This is a genomic window from Salipiger abyssi, assembly GCF_001975705.1.
GTDB classification, from domain to species: Bacteria; Pseudomonadota; Alphaproteobacteria; order Rhodobacterales; family Rhodobacteraceae; genus Salipiger; species Salipiger abyssi.
Genome location: NZ_CP015090.1, coordinates 89,866 through 106,439, shown reverse-complemented (window position 1 = coordinate 106,439; position 16,574 = coordinate 89,866). Strand labels below are relative to the sequence as shown.

The 16,574-nt window shown below is 65.8% G+C and carries 17 protein-coding genes; 10 read left to right on the top strand and 7 right to left on the bottom strand.

The window, feature by feature from the left end:
* The 3 genes from Ga0080574_RS01165 to Ga0080574_RS01155 all read left to right on the top strand — a co-directional run bounded on the left by Ga0080574_RS01165 (nt 1) and on the right by Ga0080574_RS01155 (nt 2,042).
* Nucleotides 1–480, top strand: a complete 480-nt coding sequence (locus Ga0080574_RS01165) for a (2Fe-2S)-binding protein (protein ID WP_237219231.1) — start codon at nt 1–3, stop codon at nt 478–480.
* A gap of 174 nt (nt 481–654) precedes the next feature.
* The gene (locus tag Ga0080574_RS01160) at nt 655–1,089 is read left to right on the top strand and encodes a nuclear transport factor 2 family protein (protein ID WP_076694345.1); all 435 of its coding nucleotides are present in this window, start codon (nt 655–657) and stop codon (nt 1,087–1,089) included.
* Entirely contained in the window at nt 1,086–2,042 is a 957-nt protein-coding gene (locus Ga0080574_RS01155) for a fumarylacetoacetate hydrolase family protein (protein ID WP_076694343.1), read from the top strand. Before Ga0080574_RS01160 ends, Ga0080574_RS01155 begins: the two co-directional genes overlap by 4 nt.
* A gap of 242 nt (nt 2,043–2,284) precedes the next feature.
* On the opposite strand, the gene Ga0080574_RS01150 is transcribed toward Ga0080574_RS01155, so the two are convergent.
* The 3 genes from Ga0080574_RS01150 to Ga0080574_RS01140 form a co-directional block, all read right to left on the bottom strand.
* Nucleotides 2,285–2,953 carry a dienelactone hydrolase family protein gene (locus Ga0080574_RS01150; protein WP_076694341.1) on the bottom strand — a complete coding sequence of 223 codons (669 nt, stop codon included), beginning with the start codon at nt 2,951–2,953 and terminating at the stop codon, nt 2,285–2,287.
* Nucleotides 2,954–3,019: 66 nt separating this feature from the next.
* Nucleotides 3,020–4,150 carry an OmpP1/FadL family transporter gene (locus Ga0080574_RS01145; RefSeq protein ID WP_076694339.1) on the bottom strand — a complete coding sequence of 377 codons (1,131 nt, stop codon included), beginning with the start codon at nt 4,148–4,150 and terminating at the stop codon, nt 3,020–3,022.
* A 338-nt stretch (nt 4,151–4,488) separates the two neighbouring features.
* Nucleotides 4,489–4,983 (bottom strand): flavin reductase family protein, encoded by a 495-nt coding sequence (locus tag Ga0080574_RS01140; protein WP_076694336.1) that lies wholly within the window; start codon nt 4,981–4,983, stop codon nt 4,489–4,491.
* A gap of 131 nt (nt 4,984–5,114) precedes the next feature.
* On the opposite strand from Ga0080574_RS01140, the gene Ga0080574_RS01135 reads away from it, so the two are divergent.
* Nucleotides 5,115–5,756 carry a TetR/AcrR family transcriptional regulator gene (locus Ga0080574_RS01135; protein WP_076694334.1) on the top strand — a complete coding sequence of 214 codons (642 nt, stop codon included), beginning with the start codon at nt 5,115–5,117 and terminating at the stop codon, nt 5,754–5,756.
* A gap of 10 nt (nt 5,757–5,766) precedes the next feature.
* On the opposite strand, the gene Ga0080574_RS01130 is transcribed toward Ga0080574_RS01135, so the two are convergent.
* The 4 genes from Ga0080574_RS01130 to Ga0080574_RS01115 all read right to left on the bottom strand — a co-directional run bounded on the left by Ga0080574_RS01130 (nt 5,767) and on the right by Ga0080574_RS01115 (nt 9,260).
* On the bottom strand, nt 5,767–6,945 hold the full coding sequence (locus Ga0080574_RS01130) for an acyl-CoA dehydrogenase family protein (protein WP_076694332.1): 1,179 nt from the start codon (nt 6,943–6,945) through the stop codon (nt 5,767–5,769).
* A 172-nt stretch (nt 6,946–7,117) separates the two neighbouring features.
* Nucleotides 7,118–7,735, bottom strand: a complete 618-nt coding sequence (locus tag Ga0080574_RS01125) for an isochorismatase family protein (RefSeq protein WP_076694330.1) — start codon at nt 7,733–7,735, stop codon at nt 7,118–7,120.
* Between the two features lie 115 nt (nt 7,736–7,850).
* Nucleotides 7,851–8,429 (bottom strand): TetR/AcrR family transcriptional regulator, encoded by a 579-nt coding sequence (locus Ga0080574_RS01120; RefSeq protein ID WP_076694328.1) that lies wholly within the window; start codon nt 8,427–8,429, stop codon nt 7,851–7,853.
* Between the two features lie 153 nt (nt 8,430–8,582).
* Nucleotides 8,583–9,260 carry a TetR/AcrR family transcriptional regulator gene (locus tag Ga0080574_RS01115; RefSeq protein ID WP_076694326.1) on the bottom strand — a complete coding sequence of 226 codons (678 nt, stop codon included), beginning with the start codon at nt 9,258–9,260 and terminating at the stop codon, nt 8,583–8,585.
* A 291-nt stretch (nt 9,261–9,551) separates the two neighbouring features.
* Between Ga0080574_RS01115 and Ga0080574_RS01110 the strand changes: the two genes are divergently transcribed.
* From Ga0080574_RS01110 to Ga0080574_RS01085, 6 genes are all read left to right on the top strand, one after another.
* A complete protein-coding gene (locus Ga0080574_RS01110; protein ID WP_076694324.1) occupies nt 9,552–12,533 on the top strand; it encodes a molybdopterin-dependent oxidoreductase in 2,982 nt (993 codons plus the stop codon).
* The gene (locus tag Ga0080574_RS01105) at nt 12,530–13,366 is read left to right on the top strand and encodes a 4Fe-4S dicluster domain-containing protein (RefSeq protein WP_076694322.1); all 837 of its coding nucleotides are present in this window, start codon (nt 12,530–12,532) and stop codon (nt 13,364–13,366) included. Before Ga0080574_RS01110 ends, Ga0080574_RS01105 begins: the two co-directional genes overlap by 4 nt.
* A gap of 332 nt (nt 13,367–13,698) precedes the next feature.
* Nucleotides 13,699–14,442 (top strand): SDR family NAD(P)-dependent oxidoreductase, encoded by a 744-nt coding sequence (locus Ga0080574_RS01100; protein WP_076694320.1) that lies wholly within the window; start codon nt 13,699–13,701, stop codon nt 14,440–14,442.
* 59 nt (nt 14,443–14,501) lie between these two features.
* Nucleotides 14,502–15,254: an SDR family NAD(P)-dependent oxidoreductase gene (locus Ga0080574_RS01095; RefSeq protein WP_076694318.1), complete on the top strand. Its 753-nt coding sequence runs from the start codon at nt 14,502–14,504 to the stop codon at nt 15,252–15,254.
* Between the two features lie 24 nt (nt 15,255–15,278).
* On the top strand, nt 15,279–15,767 hold the full coding sequence (locus Ga0080574_RS01090) for a VOC family protein (protein ID WP_076694316.1): 489 nt from the start codon (nt 15,279–15,281) through the stop codon (nt 15,765–15,767).
* Nucleotides 15,768–15,867: 100 nt separating this feature from the next.
* Nucleotides 15,868–16,572 carry a GntR family transcriptional regulator gene (locus Ga0080574_RS01085; protein WP_076694314.1) on the top strand — a complete coding sequence of 235 codons (705 nt, stop codon included), beginning with the start codon at nt 15,868–15,870 and terminating at the stop codon, nt 16,570–16,572.
* Nucleotides 16,573–16,574 lie beyond the last annotated feature (2 nt).

Here is a 16,574-nt window from a genome sequence, read left to right as displayed (position 1 = left end):
ATGAAAGACGTCATGACCCAGACGATTGACTTCACCCTGAACGGCAAAGCGGTCAGCGCCGAGATCCAGGGCCACTGGACCTTGGTCGACCTGCTGCAACAGGGCTTCGACCTCTATGGCGCGCGGCAGAGCTGCGGCCAGGGGCTCTGCGGCTGCTGCACGGTGGTGCTGAACGGCAAGCCGGTCTCCGGCTGCCTCTTCCTCGCGGCGCTGGCCGATGGCGCCACCATCGAGACCATCGAGAAGGACGAGGAGACACTCGATCCGGTGCAGGAGGCCTTCATCGAGGCGGGCGCCTTTCAATGCGGCTTTTGCACCCCCGGCTTCGTGCTGATGACGCGCCAGCTCATCGCCGAGATCCCGGAGCCGAGCGAAGAGGAAATCCGGGTGTATCTCACCGGCAATCTCTGCCGCTGCGGCACCTATCCGCAGATCATCGAGGCCGTACAGAAAGCCGCCGCGCGGATGCGCGCGGCCTGATCCCCTCGCCGGCGCCCGTCGCGGCGCCGGCCCCTCCAGGACCCGACAGCATCGTCATTGCGTCTCCGCCGAGCGCGGGGGCGCTCCTGCTGTCGTGCGCACAGCACGCTTCCGGCGTCGTGCGCGCAGCACGCTGCCGACATCCCGCGCGCAGCACATAGAAAGGACAGAGACATGGACACCCTACAGCGCCTTGCCATCGAGGCGGAGTGCAGCCGCCTCATGACCACGTTTTCGCTCTGCACCGACACGTTCGATTACGACCGCGCGCTGGGGCTCTTCGTGCCCGACTGCACCTTTCAGCGCGCCGATGAGGTCTTTGAGGGACTGGACGGGCTGCGCTTTGTGCTGAACCGCCGCAACCCCGAGCGCATCACCCGCCACATCGTCAGCAATATGCTCATCGACGTGGAAGACGAGACCACCGCGACGGGCCAAGCCTATGCGCTGGTCTTCGGCCATGTCGGCGCGCTCGACGAGCATGGCGAGGCGCCGCTCGGCGCGCCGGATTCGCTGGTGATCTTCAACGGCGGCTTCACCCGCACCGATGAGGGCTGGCGCATCAAGACCTGGCGCATCGACCTCAGCTTCCGGAGGAAAGCCGCATGAAACTCGTCACCATCGACTGCATCCCCGGCGGCCAGCCCGGCGCGGTTCTGGAAAGCGGCGAGATCCTGCATCTCGCCCGCGCCGCGACCCCCGGCACCGCCGAGACCTGGCTGCCGCCGCATCTGCGCGACATCCTTGGCGCCGGATCCGAGGGGCTCAATCTCGTCCGCCGCATGGTCGCGCGTGTCGAAGAGACGGGCGAAGACGCTCGCGAGGCCCTGCGCGCCACAGGCGCTCTGCTGCCCGAGGGAACCCGGCTGCTCGCCCCCCTGCCCTCCCCCCGGCTGATCGTCTCGGTCGGTCAGGCCTATCGCGGCCATGTGGCCGAGATGAAGGGCAAGCCGCCGTCGGAGCCGCATGGCTTCCTCAAGGCCCCCTCCGCCGTCACCGGCCCCTTCGCCGACATTCCGCTGCCACCGCAGGCCCCCGACATGGTGGATTACGAAGGCGAGCTCTGCGTGGTGATCGGGCGCGCCTGCCATAATGTCAGCGAGGAGGAGGCCATGGCCTGCGTCGCCGGCTACATGGTGACCAACGACGTCTCCGCCCGCGACCACGTCCCGCTGATCGGCAAGGCCAGCACCACACCCGAGGCGCGCCATGCCTGGGATCTGGTGCATATGGGCAAGCAATATCCCGGCTTCTCGCCGATGGGTCCGGCGCTGGTGACGGCGGAGGAGATCGCCGATCCCAACGCGCTGGAGCTGGTTACCCGGGTCAACGGCGCGGTGATGCAGCAGGCCAATACCGACGATTTCATCTTTCCGCTGGCGCGGGTGATTTCGTATTTCTCGCAATGGTATGCGCTGGCGCCGGGCGACATCATCAGCACCGGCACGCCGGGCGGCGTCGGCTACGGGCACGACCCCAAGGTGCTGATGCGGCCCGGCGATGTGGTCGATGTCACGGTGACCGGCCTCGGCACGCTGAGCAACCGGTTCGTCGCGGGGTGAGGGAGCGGTGGGCAGGATTGCCCACCCTACGCTCGTCAGATGTGCAAGCCGCGCAAGCGCCGGACCGTGGGCTGGCGCTCTTCCCTTTGAGCCTCTCGATTTATCCCGGCCAAATCCGAAAGACCTCGACACATCGCGCTGGCGTCACCAAAGCGCCAGACCGCGGGGACGGTCCGGCGCTTGCGCGGCGGCCTTCGGCCTTGTCCCGCGCCGGGGCAACGCACAACCGTGGCGTGGTGCCCCTACCCGATCTCCGCGCCAAACAACGCCATCGTCCGCGCCCAGGCGAGCTTTGCCGATTCCGGCTCGAAACTCGGGCGCCGGTCGCAGTTGAACCCGTGATCTGCGCCCTCATAGACATGGACCGGAGTCTCCGGACGCCGCGCCCGCACATCCTCGTAGTTCTCCGGCGGGATGCCCTTGTCGAGCGCGCCATAGTGCAAAATCACCGGCGCCTGCGGCACCTCATCGGCATATTCCTGGATCAGCCGCCCGTAATAGCCCGAGGCCGCCGCGATCCCCGGCAGCCGCGTCGCACCCAGAAAGGCAATCGTCCCGCCAAGGCAGAACCCGACAATCCCCACCTTGCCATATTGCGCCAGCTCGGCCCGCGCCGCCTCCACATCCAGCATGCAGGCGGCGATATCGAGCTTCGGCACAAAGGCGCGCGCCTTGGCGATCTCTTCCGGCGAATAGCCCGAGACAAACCCCGGCTCGATCCGGTCGAAGATCGCCGGCGCCAGCGCCGCATAGCCCTCGGCGGCGAAGCGGTCGCAGACATCGCGGATATGCACATTCACCCCAAAGATCTCCTGAATCACCACGACCCCGCCGCGCGGGGTCTTGTCGGGCAGGGCGAGATAGCCACCGAGACGGTGGCCATCGCTTGCGGTCAGCTCAATGTCGGACATGCGGTTCCTTTCCAGAGTGTTGACGGCGAGGCGATGAGGCGCTCTCAACGCCCCGCCGGAGAGATGTCAGAATTTCCAGGCGTACCCCACCGAGAGCACCACGAAATCGGTATCCATATGCGCCCCCCTGCTGGGGCCGGACCCGTCCGCGCGCTCGCCGAAATCATACTCGATCCCGCCGCTCAGCTCACGACCGTTGCCGAAATCCTTGGTGAAGCCCGCCGCGATCACATTCGAGTCGATGGCCGGGATCAGCGGGATCGCATTGACGAAATCGTCGTCGAAATGCCGGTCTGCAAAGGTGACGCCGCCGCGCAGGGTCAGATCCGGGCGCATCTGATAGGACAGCCCGACGCGATAGACATTCTGGTCGCGAAACCCGAACACGTCGTGAAACTGCGTATCGGTCCAGTTGATCCGCAGGTAATCGGCGGCCAGCGTCAGCCTGTCGCTCAGCGCCACCGCGATGCCCAGCCCCCATTGTTCGGGCAGGTCGATCTCACCGTCGACGCTGGCCAGCACATCGTCGGAATAGCCCTTGAGCTCGCCCATCTCGATCTTGCTGCCATACATGGCGCCGATGGTCACCGTCTCGGTCGGCTGCCACATCACGCCAAGCCGCAGCCCCGCGCCGGTGGCGAATTCCATGCCGTGATCGGGCACGCCGGGCAGGTTCTCGAGGTTCAGCCCGTGGATCCCCAGCGCCAGCGAGGCGCCAAAGGCCAGGTTCGGCGCCGCTTTGTAGGTCACCGTCGGCAGCACCACGGTGGACTGATACAGCCCCTCGGTGCCGTCCGACGCACCGGTGAAAAGCTGGTCGTCATATTTCGCGCTGCCACCGCCGGCGGCAGTCGACACGCCGATGGTCCAGCGGTCGTTCAGCGGGCGGTTATAGCCGATCTCCGGCACCAGGGCAAAGCCGGTGCCCTCATTGTCCAGCCCGCCGAACCGGCCCTCGGTGCGCAGCAGGATCATCTGCGAATTAAGGTCCAGCCGATGTCCGACAAAGGCCATGCCCGCGGGGTTGTTCGCGGCGGCCAGCGCATCCTGCGGAAAGGCCAGCGAGACCCCCGCCATGCCCTGTGCCTTGGTGCCGAACCCTGTCAGATGCGTGCCGTTCGTCGCCCAGGCAGGCACGGCGGCGAAGGCCGCGCAGCACAGGCCCGCGGCCAGAATCGTCTTATTCGATTTTCTCATGGTACTCCTCCCAATACGGCGCCGTGTCTGTCGGTTGCGATACGCTGCCTCCGGACACCGCGTGCGGCTGTCTCCACCCCATCCACACGCGAATTCTCCCAAATCGGCCTGTCTCGCCCCTCCCAAGGCGGCCGGCGCCGGGGATGACGCTAGTCACGAATTCTTTATTACGCAATGAATTTCACTAAATGGAATTGTGGCGAAGCCAGACATGGCTCCGCCTAAGGGTCGGAAATCACAGAACCATTCCCATCGGGAATGCCGAATTGCAGAGAAATCATCCAGAGCGGCGCTTGAATCTCCCCGCACACCCGAGGCGGCAGGGAGAAACCGCGCGTCTATTCCGCCGCCTGAACCGCCCCTTCGGCGACCGGGTGAAAGCCGCGCCGGTAGTAATAGACCGGCGCGCTGTCGGTGATCTCGGCGGCCCCGACCTGCCCCACCAGAATGCTGTGATCGCCGCCCGGGTAACAGGCATGGCGCGCGCAATGCAGCGTGACGAACGCGTCACGCAGCTGCGGGATGCCATGGGCGTCGGCTACGAAATCATCGCCGGCGAATTTCTCGGCACCGCGCCGGGCGAAGCGCATGGCAAGCTCGGTATGCGCCGCATCGACGATATGGATATTCCAGCGCCCGGCGGCCTGAAACGCCGCGTGGCAGTCGGCGCTGTCGGCAAGACAGACCAGCACCAGCGGCGGGTCGGCCGAGACGGAGCAGAAGGCACTGGCGGTAAAACCCCGCCACTGGCCGTCGGCATCGGTGGTGGTGACAATCGTGACGCCACTGGGAAACGCGCCCATGGCCTTGAGAAACTGGTCTTTCGGGATCATGAAACCTCCTGTCGGGATCGGGCCGCGCAATGCCGGCCCATGTGTTGCCCTGCCGGTTCGCTGGGGTACAACGGGTGCGGCAGTGCCGCGCGGCCCGCAATCGCGACCGCACAGCGGGAAAGGACGAAAAGATGCAGGCAGACCCGGCAAAGACGCGCCCCGCGTCGAGCGAACGCGTGACGATGATCGGCGATGCCGCAATCGAGGTGCTGGCCACCAAGGGCAGCCGCGGGCTCACCCATCGCGCGGTGGACCTGCACCTGAGCTGGCCCGAAGGCACGACGAGCCGCTATTACCGCACCCGCGACGCGCTGCTGACGGCGGTGGTGCAGCGGCTGATCGAGGTCGAGGTCTCCGATATCGACGCCTGGCGCGGCGCGACCGAGACCGACGGCCCCATCACCCGGCGCCGCATCGCGCGGGTTCTGGCCAATGCGCTGCGCCATTGGGTCCGAGGCCGCACCCGCCAGCTCGCCCGCTACGAGCTTTCGCTCGAAGGGCTGCGCCGCCCAGCCGTGCATGATGCGCTGATCGCGGGGCGCAAGCAGCTCAACGGCATCGTGGCGCGGGCGCTGGAGGCGGACGGGTTTCCCGCCCCCGAGGCACAGGCGACGCTGCTGGTCTCCGCCATTGACGGGCTCTGCCATGACTACCTCCTGCATCCCGAGATCGCCGTGGATGCCCGTGACGTCGAGGACATGCTGATGCGCTGGCTCGACGCCGAGCACGGCGCCCCGGGACAGGGAGCGGTTCCGAGCCCCGGGGCGAAGTGAGCGGCCCCGCTCAGACGAAGGGGATATCGGGCTCCATCCCCGCCAGCACCCGGCCATAGAGCTCGGCATTGGTGCTGAACAGCAGGAAGGCATGGACCGAGATCGTGCGGATATCGCGCAGGATCGCCGGCAGCGGATCCTTGAGATGGATCGCACTCGCGCCCGAGCCCAGCTCGACGATCTCGCAGACCTCGCGGGCGAGCTTGATCGTCCAGGCAATATCCGAGCGGCAGCGCACGCGGGTTTCCATATCCCACGCCGCGCCGGTGGCCATATGCTCATCGACGATCCCGGTCAGCCGCGCGGCATGGAATTCCGCCTGATCCAGCTTCGCCGTCGCCTCGGCCAGTTGCAGATGCGTGACCGGCGCCTCGGACTGTTTGGAATAGCTGGTATAGGTGATGCCGCGCTTGCCGATCCGCTCCTTGAAGAGCCGCAGCGCCTTGCGCGCCAGCCCCAGCGGCGTGCCGGTCGAGACGGCGCACATGATCGGCACGAAGGGCTGCCGGTAATACGGATCTTCCGAGACCGACGAGGGCCGGCCCTTGCCATGCACGATGTCCATGAAGGGCACGGTGCGGTGATCGGGCACAAAGGTCTCCGGCAGCCGCACCGCGTTCGAGCCGGTGCCGATAAAGCCCGAGACATGCCAGTCGTCCTCGACCTCAAAGGCGTCCTTGGGGATCAGGCAGGCGATGGGCGGGCCGCCCTCCTCCGGCATCATCGGCGCAAAGATCCAGCCGGCGTGATGCTGGCCCGAGGCAAAGGCATAACGCCCGGTGACCAGATAACCGCCCTCGGTGCGACGGCCCTTGCCGCTGGGGGCAAAGACCCCGGCAGAGCGCGGCTTGTCGCTGGCAAGGACCTCCTCGATCGCCTGATCGCCGAAGGCGCAGATCATGTGCCCGACGGCGTTGTAGATGCAGGCCACCCACGACGCCGAGGCATCGGCCTCGGCCAGCGTCGCATAGGCTTCGAGCTGCTCGCGGGTGGTGGCCTGGCTGCCGCCATAAGACCGGGGCAGCGTCATCTTTTCGAGCCCGCCGGCAAAGATCGCCTCGACCGCGGCATCCGCCGGGCGCCGCAATTGCAGCGTCTCGGGCGCGCTCGCCGCGATGGGATCGGCCGCCGCCTCTGCGTTCCGGACAAGCGTCATGGTTCCGACAGTGTCGGTGAATTGCTGGTTCATAGTCTCCTCCCTGGTTTGCCCGCGGCCAGCTGCCGGCAGGACAAATCGCTACACCTGTAGCGATTCCGACGTTAGGCGGGAGAAGATGATCGCGCAATAGATTTTTTGCCCCCTCGGGAGGCGGCAGATGCGGAAGGCACACGCGATGCCTTCCGCAAAGCGCTGCGAAGCGTCACCCCTTGGCGGCCATGAAGCTGGCGATCAGGTTGCCGTAGAAGGGCAGATGCGCGCCCATGTTCTCGGCCAGCGCCTGCCCGGTCGGCTTGCGCCAGTCGGCCTGCAACTCGGCGGCCACCGCGACCCAGGTGATCGGCTTGACACCGCCCTGCACCATGCGGGCGATGGCGACTTCCTGGACCAGCTTGTTCCATGTGCCCGACGCGTCGATCACCGCGTAGACGTCATAGCCCGCCTGCACTGCCGAGAGCGCCACGAAGGCCACGCAGACCTCGGTCGAGACACCCGCCACGATCAGCTTCTTGCGCCCGGTCTTTTCGACCTCGGCAACGAAATCGGCATTGTCCCAGGCGTTGATCTCGCCGGGGCGCTGGATCACCGGTGCGTCCGGCAGGTGGCCGGTGATGACCGGCAGCACCGGACCATTCGGCCCGTCCTCGGCGGAGGTGGTGATCACCGTCGGCAAGCCAAAAGACTTCGCCGTCTTGGCGAGCCCCTCGACAGCGGTCATAAATTCCGGAACGCTCTGGTCCTGCACGCCGTTGGACAGGCCCGTCTGGTGATCCACCAGCAGGACGGCGGCATTCTCCGGGGTCAGTCTCTCATTGCTCATAATGCTTTCCTTCCTTGTGTCGTGAGCACAGGGTTTCCCGCCCCGTCCGGGCGGCTCACGGACCCGGCGGGGATATCGCGCCAATTGGACCTATCGGTCCATAATAGCCAAATTTTTAGTCCAGCGCGCCCAGATAGGCCGCGAGCGCGTCTTCGAGCGCGGGACGGGCGCAGCGCGCGCGGGCCAGCACCTGAAACCCGGCAAAGGCGGTCAGCAGCATCCGCCCCAGACGCTTTGGATCGTGGGCGGGGTTGATCTCGCCCGCCGCCTGGCCGCGCGCGACGGCCTCGGCGAAATGCTCCTCGATAAAGTGGAAATCCGACTCGACCCGCGCATGCACCAGCGGATCGTGCGGCGACATCTCCACCGCCTGGTTCACGCTCATGCAGCCGCGCGCAAGCTCTCCTGCCTCCACCGCGCCGATCACCGAGCGGAAAAACGCCTCGATCCCGGCCCGCGCACTGCCCTGCGCGAGATAGTGCAGCATCTCGGACCGCCGCGCCTCGCGATAGGTGTCGAAGGCGGCAAGGAACAGCCCGTGCTTGTCGCCGAACCCGCCATAGAGGCTGCTCTTGCTCAGCTTGGTCGCGGCCAGCAGATCCTGAAGCGAGGTCGCGTCATAGCCCTTGGTCCAGAAAACCGTGAGCGCCGCATCGAGCACCTGCTGTGTGTTATATGCCTGTGGCCGCGCCATGGGTGTCTCGTCCTCTGCCGTCACGCGACCCTACGCCCGCGACAGGGCCGGGGTCCAGAGACGGGCATCTCTCTGGCCCACGGAGATAGTCGTTAGGGACTGATTGGTCCAGAATAAACCAACTCAATAGCTTCACGGCTTCGTGATCGCATCTCAGCCCGTGCGCCACCAGGAAAACACCTCCGGCCCGCGTGCGGTGAGCGTTGCGCCGGTCTTGTCCAGCGCCGCCGCAATCGCAGCCTCCTCCGCTCCCAGCGCACGCAGCAGCATCGTCACCGTCTCGCGGATGACCCCCTCGCCGCCTGCGCCCCCTGCAATACGCTTGAGCGCGGCAAAGGTGATGCCGACACAGATCCAGGCGGCGTTGTCCACATCCGTGATGCGAAAGGCGCCACGGGCCCGCCCCTCGCGGAGATCTGCGAGGATGTATTGCAGCAGCAGGTTGTCCTGCGGCAGTTCCTGAATATGGCTGGTGAAGGCGGCAAAGCTGCGGTCGCTCACACCGCGATAGAGAAACAGCTGAAACCCCATCGCCACCCGTTCGACCGGCGTGGACAGCGGGCTGTAGACCTCTTCCATATCGAGGATCATCTGCCGTGCCAGATCCGCGCCATGGGCCGAGACCGCGTCTTCGAGCGACGGGAAATATTTGTAGAACGTACCCTTCGAGATGCCCGCCACCTTGAGGATGTCGTCCAGCGTCGCCGGGATCTCCTTTGGGCCGGGGTAATGCGCACCGACCACCGAAAGGATCTGCTGACGCCGCCGCTCCCGCCGCATCTGCGCGACGCGCGGGCGGTGATCGTGCTTTTCCGGTTGTTCCTCGCCCATCGCCGCGCCTGCTCTCCGCTCGCTCCGGCCTGTCATAAGTCACGCCGCCCCGAGGGTCCATCGGGGCGGGATTCGCGACGCGTAGCTGTAAGGGCGGACAGCGACGGATCCCCAAGCCGCTGATATTTTCCAAAAAATGACAAAAGAAAGAAATTGTTTGACGGATCGTCGCGCCGGTGCAAGCCTGAAGTCATACTGACCTTCAAGTTCATTTTGAAAGTCAGGCGGGAGACGGACCCGCGCCGACCCGGTTCAGGCGCCGGCGGCGGGGACGAGGGAGGAAGGACATCTATGACCCAAACGCTCAAGCTCAGGACGATTCTGTCCGCGCTTCCGGGGGCCGTGCGGCTGGCCGCCCGGCTGCTCGACCCGGTGAAGGCGCATCTGCAAACCGGCAATCATACCGTGCAACTGCGGCTGCGCGACGGCAGCCTCAGCCGGCATATCACCTTCAGAAACGGCAAGATCACCGCCGGCTGGGGGCGTCACCCGGCGCCCGATGCCGAGATCGTCTTCATGGACAGCGCGACCGCGCTGAAAATGCTCCAGCCCAAGACGGATTACGCCTTCCTCATCGACGCGCTGAAAAACTTCAAGATCACCCAGACCGGCGACGATGCGGTGCTGCTCTGGTTCGGCCAGCTCGTCGATACGATCAACACCGCCAGCATGAAACGCGGCACCAGGATGCCCGACGGCACCATGCGCTATACCAACCTCACCAATGGCGGGCCGCTCTTCGTCTATGTGAAGGATGGCAAGATCCTGCGGACCACGCCCATCGACCTCGCCGAGGACGACGCCGAAAGCTGGACGCTGGAGGCGCGCGGGCGCAGCTTCACCCCGCGCCGGCAGGCGACGCTCAGCCCGCATGCGCTGGGGATGAAAAGCCAGGTCTATTCCGACAAGCGCATCCTCTACCCGATGAAGCGGGTCGACTGGGATCCGAACGGCGAGCGCAACCCGCAGAACCGCGGCAAATCCGGCTATGAGCGGATCAGCTGGGACGAGGCCTTCGACCTCGTCGCCTCGGAAATCCGCAGGATGAAGACCGAGTACGGCCCCGGCGCCATCGCCGCCGCACCGCCCGCGCATCACCAGTGGGGCAATCTCAACTACTGGCTGAGCGCGCTTCTGCGCTTTTCCAACCTCATCGGCGCAACGCGGGTCGAGTTCAGCCCGATCAGCTGGGAAGGCTGGTACTGGGGCGCGACCCATCATTTCGGCAACAGCATCCGGCTCGGCCTGCCGGGCTTTTACGGCACGGTGCAGGATTGCCTCGATCATGCCGAGCAGATCGTCTTCTGGGGCAGCGACCCGGAGACGACAAATGGCATCTATGCCGGGTTCGAAGGCACCGAGCGGCGGCTCTGGGCCAAGGAGCTGGGGATCGAGTTCATCCATATCGACCCGCACAAGACTGCCACCGCGCAGCTCTTGGGCGGCACCTGGGTGCCGGTCCGCCCGGGCACCGACGCGGCGCTGGCCATTGCGATCATGCATGAATGGATGGTGACCGGCAGCTACGACAAGGACTATGTCGCCAGCCGCACCACCGGCTTCGACGAGTGGGAGGCCTATGTGCTGGGCCGCGAGGACGGCGTGCCGAAAACCCCCGAATGGCAGGAGGAGGAAACCGGCGTGCCTGCCCATGTGGCCCGCGCGCTGGCAAAACAATGGGCGGGGAAAAAGACCTATCTCGCCGCCGGCGGCCTTGGCGCGGGCTTTGGCGGGCCCTGCCGGGGCGGCGGCGGCGCGCAATGGGCGCGTGCCATGGTCATGCTGATGGCGATGCAGGGCTGGGGCAAGCCGGGGATCAATTTCGGCAATCTCCAGATGGGCGCGCCGCAGGATTACAATTTCTACTTCCCCGGCTATGCCGATGGCGGCATCTCGGGCGACGTGGTCAACAGTGCCAGCGTCATGCACAATTATGTGCGCATGCCGCATATCGTCACCATCAACCCGGTGAAGCAGGCGATCCCGCGCCAGCGGCTGGCCGATGCCATCGTGACCGGCAAGGCCGAGGGCTATTACTGGGACGGGTTCTCGGCCGAGGGCCAGTTCGTCAAGATGGAATACCCGCGCCCCGGCTTTTCGCCCGTGCATATGTATTACCGCTACGGCGCCTCGTCGCTGGGCACGGTGCCGGGCTCGAACCGTATGGTCGAGGCCTATCGCCACGAGAGCCTCGAAACGGTCGTCACGCAGGCGATCTGGATGGAGAACGAGGCGAAATTCGCCGATATCATCCTGCCCGCCTGCACCTCCTTCGAGCGCGACGACATCTCGGAAAGCGCCAATTGCGCGGGCTATATCCATCACAACCAGAGCCAGCTCAATCACCGCGTGATCGTCATGCAGCACAAGGCCATCGAACCGCTGGGGGAGTCGAAATCCGACTACCAGATCTTTGCCGGGATCCTGACCCGGCTCGGCATGGGCGCGATGTTCACCGAGGGCGGCTGTTCCGATCTCACCTGGTGCAAGCGGATCTTTGAATCGACCGATCTGGCGGACAAGATCAGCTGGAAGGCGTTTCTCAAGAAGGGCTATTACATCGTGCCCACCCCCGCCGATCATGCGGCACAAGAGGTGGATATGCGCTGGTTCGCCGAGGGCCGCACCAAGAACCTGCCCGAACCGAACCCGCTTCCGGCGGTCTACAGCCAGGGCTTCGGTCAGGGGCTCGGCACGCAATCGGGCAAGTTCGAGTTTGTGCCCGGCTCGCTGAAACGGCTGGGCGATCTCGACCCCGCGCGCCCGGCGGTCAACCGCTACATGCGCCCGCCCGACACGACGACCAGGGCCGCAGACTCGCCCTGGCCCCTGCAACTCATCACCGCGCATCCGCGCTACAGCTTCCACACCCAGTCGGACGGCAAGAACAGCGCGGTCAACGAGATCGCCGATCACCGCGTTCTGGTCGACGGCCACCGCTACTGGATCGTGCGGATGAACCCCGAGGACGCCGCCGCGCGCGGTGTCGCCGATGGCGAGCTGGTTAAGGTGCATAACGACCGCGGCGCCGTGCTCTGCGCCGCGCGGGTGACGCCGCTGATGGCACGCGGGGTGATCGGCTCCTGGGAATCCTGCGCGGAATACGATCCCGTCGACACGCCCGACGGGCCGGTGGATCGCGGCGGATGCCTCAACCTGCTGACACCCGCCCGGACCATGAGCCGCATGGCCGACGGGATAACCCCCAACAGCTGTCTCATCCAGATCACCCGCTGGGCGGATGTGAACGCCACCGAGGAGGCCGCCGCATGAGCGCGAAATGGACCCTGACCGTGGATCTCGACCTTTGCGTGAACTGCCACAACTGCGTGCTGGCCACCAAGGACGAGCATATCGGCAACGACTTCCCCGGCTATTCCGCCGCCCAGAGCGGCGCCGGGGTCGACACGATCCGCATCGACAAGCACCAGCGCGGCAGCGGCACGCAGGTCGAGCTGACCTATGTGCCGCGCATGTGCAGCCATTGCGACGACGCGCCCTGCCTCAAGGCCGACAGCACCGGCGCACTGCGCAAGCGCGCGGACGGGATCGTGCTGCTCGACCCGGAAAAGGCACACGCACCGGAGCTGGAGGCGCTCTGCCCCTTCGGCATGATCCGGCGCGACGCGGGCACGGGCGCGGCGCATCTGTGGAGCTTCGACGCACATCTGCTCGATGCCGGATGGGAGATGCCGCGCGCCGTGCAGGCCTGCCCGACCTCGGCGCTGCAATGCGCAAAGCTCGACAATGACGCACTGGCGCAGCGGGTGGCGCGCGACGGGCTTGAGGGTTTTCCCGGCATGGAGGCGGCGAAACCGAGGGTCTATTACAAGAACATGCGGCGGCTGACCCATGCGCTTGTGGCCGGCACGGTCTTGCAGGAGACAGACGGGCGGCCCGACTGCGCGGCGGGCATCACCGTTGCCTTGCACGAGGACGGCAAGGAACGGGCACGCACCGTGACCAACGGGTTCGGCGAGTTCGCCTTTGCCGAGATCCCGCCACAGGCCGACCGGATCGAGCTGCGCCTCTCGACACCGGACGGCGCGGAAAAAACGGTTCCGCTGGAGCTGTCGCACCCGCACCCGGTCGAAATCCGCCTCTGAGCAGACGCAGACCCCGCCCCGGCCCGGCATGCGTGATTCCCATTGGATCGCGCCTGCCCGGCAGGGTGCGGGCAGATTCCCGCCGCACAGAGCCCGATGCGCCCGGCTCTCGCCCGGGGGCATGTTAGCCGGCACAAAACTTTGATATCAAAGAAGATGCGCCTTCCCGGCCCGGCCGTTCCCGAACGGTCGGGCACACCGCCTTGTGCACCCTTCCAAGATCGGGATTGACAATTTTCCATTAAATTACAATTTTGGAAAATATGGAGATGCGGCGACCAACGCATCTCCCCGGCCCCGGAGGAGGAGGCCGGCAGTTCTGGGAGGAAAGCATGAAGGGTCTTAAGGGTAAGACGGCCATTGTCACCGGCGGTGCCAATGGTATCGGGAAGGCGTTTGTCATGCGCCTTGCCGAAGAGGGCGCCAATGTGGTGATCGCCGATATCGCCCCGGCAGAAGAGGTCGTGGCAGAGGCGGAAAAGCTGGGCGTCAAGGCGCTGGCCATCCATTGCGACATGTCCTCGGGCGAGAGCATCGCCGCGATGGGCCAGCAGGTTGCCTCCGAAATGGGCGGCTGCGACATCCTCGTCCACAACGCCGGTATCTATCCGGCGCAGCTTTTCGAAGAGATGTCTTTTGACGACTGGCGCCGGGTGCTGTCGATCAATCTCGACTCGATCTTCCACCTGACCAAGGCGGTGCTGCCGGGCATGAAGGAGAAAGGCTGGGGACGGATCATCGCCGTCTCTTCCACCACCTTCCACTCGGGCCTTGCCTATAACAGCCATTACAGCGCCTCCAAGGCCGGGCTGATCGCCTTTGCACGCGCCCTCGCCTCGGAAAGCGGCGAGTTCGGCATCACCGTGAACACCATCGCCCCCGGCCTCGTGCGCACGCCGACCACCGAGGGCGGCCCGCAATCACAATGGTTCGACATGCTGGCACAGCAACAGGCGATCAAGCGCACCGAGACACCCGACGATCTCGTCGGGCCGATGGCGTTCCTCGCCTCCGACGACGCCGCTTTCGTCACCGGGCAGACGCTGCTCGTGGATGGCGGCTGGCGCTTCGTCTGACCATCCCCCGCCCCGCTCCGGCGGGGCACATATCCACCGAAACCGGAAGGAGAACCGCCATGGGACGCGTTCAGGGAAAATCCGCCATCGTCACCGGCGCCGGCAGCGGCATGGGTCAGGCCCATGCCCGCGCGCTGGCCCGCGAGGGCGCGCAGGTCTTTGCCACCGATGTCAACGAGGAGGGGCTGGCCGAAACCCTGCGCCTCATCACCGAAGCCGGCGGCACGGCCAAGGTGCGCAAGCATGACGTCTCGAAGGAAGAGGACTGGGAGGCGGTCGTGGCCGAAACGCTCGACGCCTTCGGCAAGATCGACATTCTGGTGAACAATGCCGGCGTCTACACCGTCGCCAATGCCGAGGACTGCACGCTCGACCAGTGGGATTTCGTGATGAATATCAACGCCCGCGGCACCTTCATGGGCGTGCGCGCGGTGATCCCGCATATGAAGGCCGCGGGCGGCGGCGCGATCGTCAACGTGTCGTCGAATTTCGCCATGGTGGGCCGGCCCGGCTTTTCCATCTACTGCGCCTCGAAGGGCGCGGTGCGGCTCTTTACCAAGGCGGTCGCCGCCGAGGTGGCGCAGGACGGCATCCGCGTGAACTCGCTGCATCCGGGCGTGATCGCGACGCCGATGACGGCGGATCTCATCGCCACGCCGGAAGGGCTCGACCAGCTGCTCGGCGGCGCACCGCTGCGCCGCGCGGCAGAGCCGGAAGAGATCGCCGACGCGGTGCTCTACCTCGCCTCCGACGAGTCCCGCTTCATGATCGGCTCGGAGCTGGTCATAGACGGCGGCTATTCCAGCGTCTGAAACGAAACAGGAGGAGAGAGCAACATGACACATGAAAACCTGCCCGGGCGGCTGTTCCAGATGGGCATTGTCGTGCCCGACATGAAGGCCGCCATCGCCTATATGCAGACCACCATGGGCACGGGCCGTTTCATGACCCTGCCCGCCGATCCGAAGGTCACCTGGTTTCGCGGCAATATGGAGGAGGTCTCCTACGAGATGGCCTTCGGCTATATGGGCGATATGCAGATCGAGCTGATGATGCCGGTCTCCGGGCGCTCGACCTATGCCGAATATCTCGAACGCGTGCCCACAGGCGGGGTGCATCACCTCGGGTTCGAGGTCACCGAGTTCGACCCTGCGGCGGCGGAGATGGAGGCGCGCGGCTTCCAGGCGGTGCAGAAGGGCAGTTTCGGCGACACCCGCTTCAACTATTACGAACACCCCGACGATAAGGGCACGCTTGTCGAAATCCTCTATCTCGACAGCGCCGTGAAGGAGATGTTCGCCACGATCGCCGATCAGAGCTTCTGACCCGGCCCACCGCGCGGGGCGATGCGGAGTTGTTGCCGGATTGCCCCGCGTGTAGTTTGTCCTCCGGACGGCAGGCCGGCGGCTTGGAAGGGTAAGGCTCATGCAAAAGAAATCCGGCGAGACCGGCAGCAAGGCAACCGTCGCGGAAAGCGTCTATGACCGGATCCGCTGGGACATCATCCTCGGCACCCTGCCGCCGGGAAAGGTGCTGAAATCCGACTGGATGCGCGGGCAGTATTCCGTGGGTATCAGCCCGCTGCGCGAAGCACTGACCCGGCTCTCCTCCGAACGGCTGATCGTCGCCGAAAGCCAGCGCGGCTTTCGCGTCGCGCCACTGGACGAGGACGAGGTGCAGGACGTGCTGAACACGCGCATCCTGATCGAAACCCAGGCGCTGCGCGATGCCATCGCCACCGGCGACGTCGCCTGGGAGGGGCGGATCCTCTCGGCCTATCACGTGCTCTCGCGCACCCCGATCCCGCAGCCGGGCGAGACCGGCTCTTTCGACTGGATCGAGGCGCACAAGGATTTCCACATGCAGCTTCTGTCGGCGAGCAGCTCGCGCTGGCTGAAATATCTCGCGGGGCTTCTGTTCGACCAGTCCGAGCGCTACCGCGCCTTCCGCACAGCACACAGCGCCGAGGCGGCGCTGACCCGCGATGTCTCGCAGGAACACGAGCGCATCCTGGGCGCCTGCCTGGCGCGCGAGGCCGAGGAGGCCTGCGCCGCGCTCGAAGCGCATTACCGCTCGACCTCGCAGGCGGTGATCAGCGATCTGCACGAGGGCACGGCGCCGGAGGAGTGAGG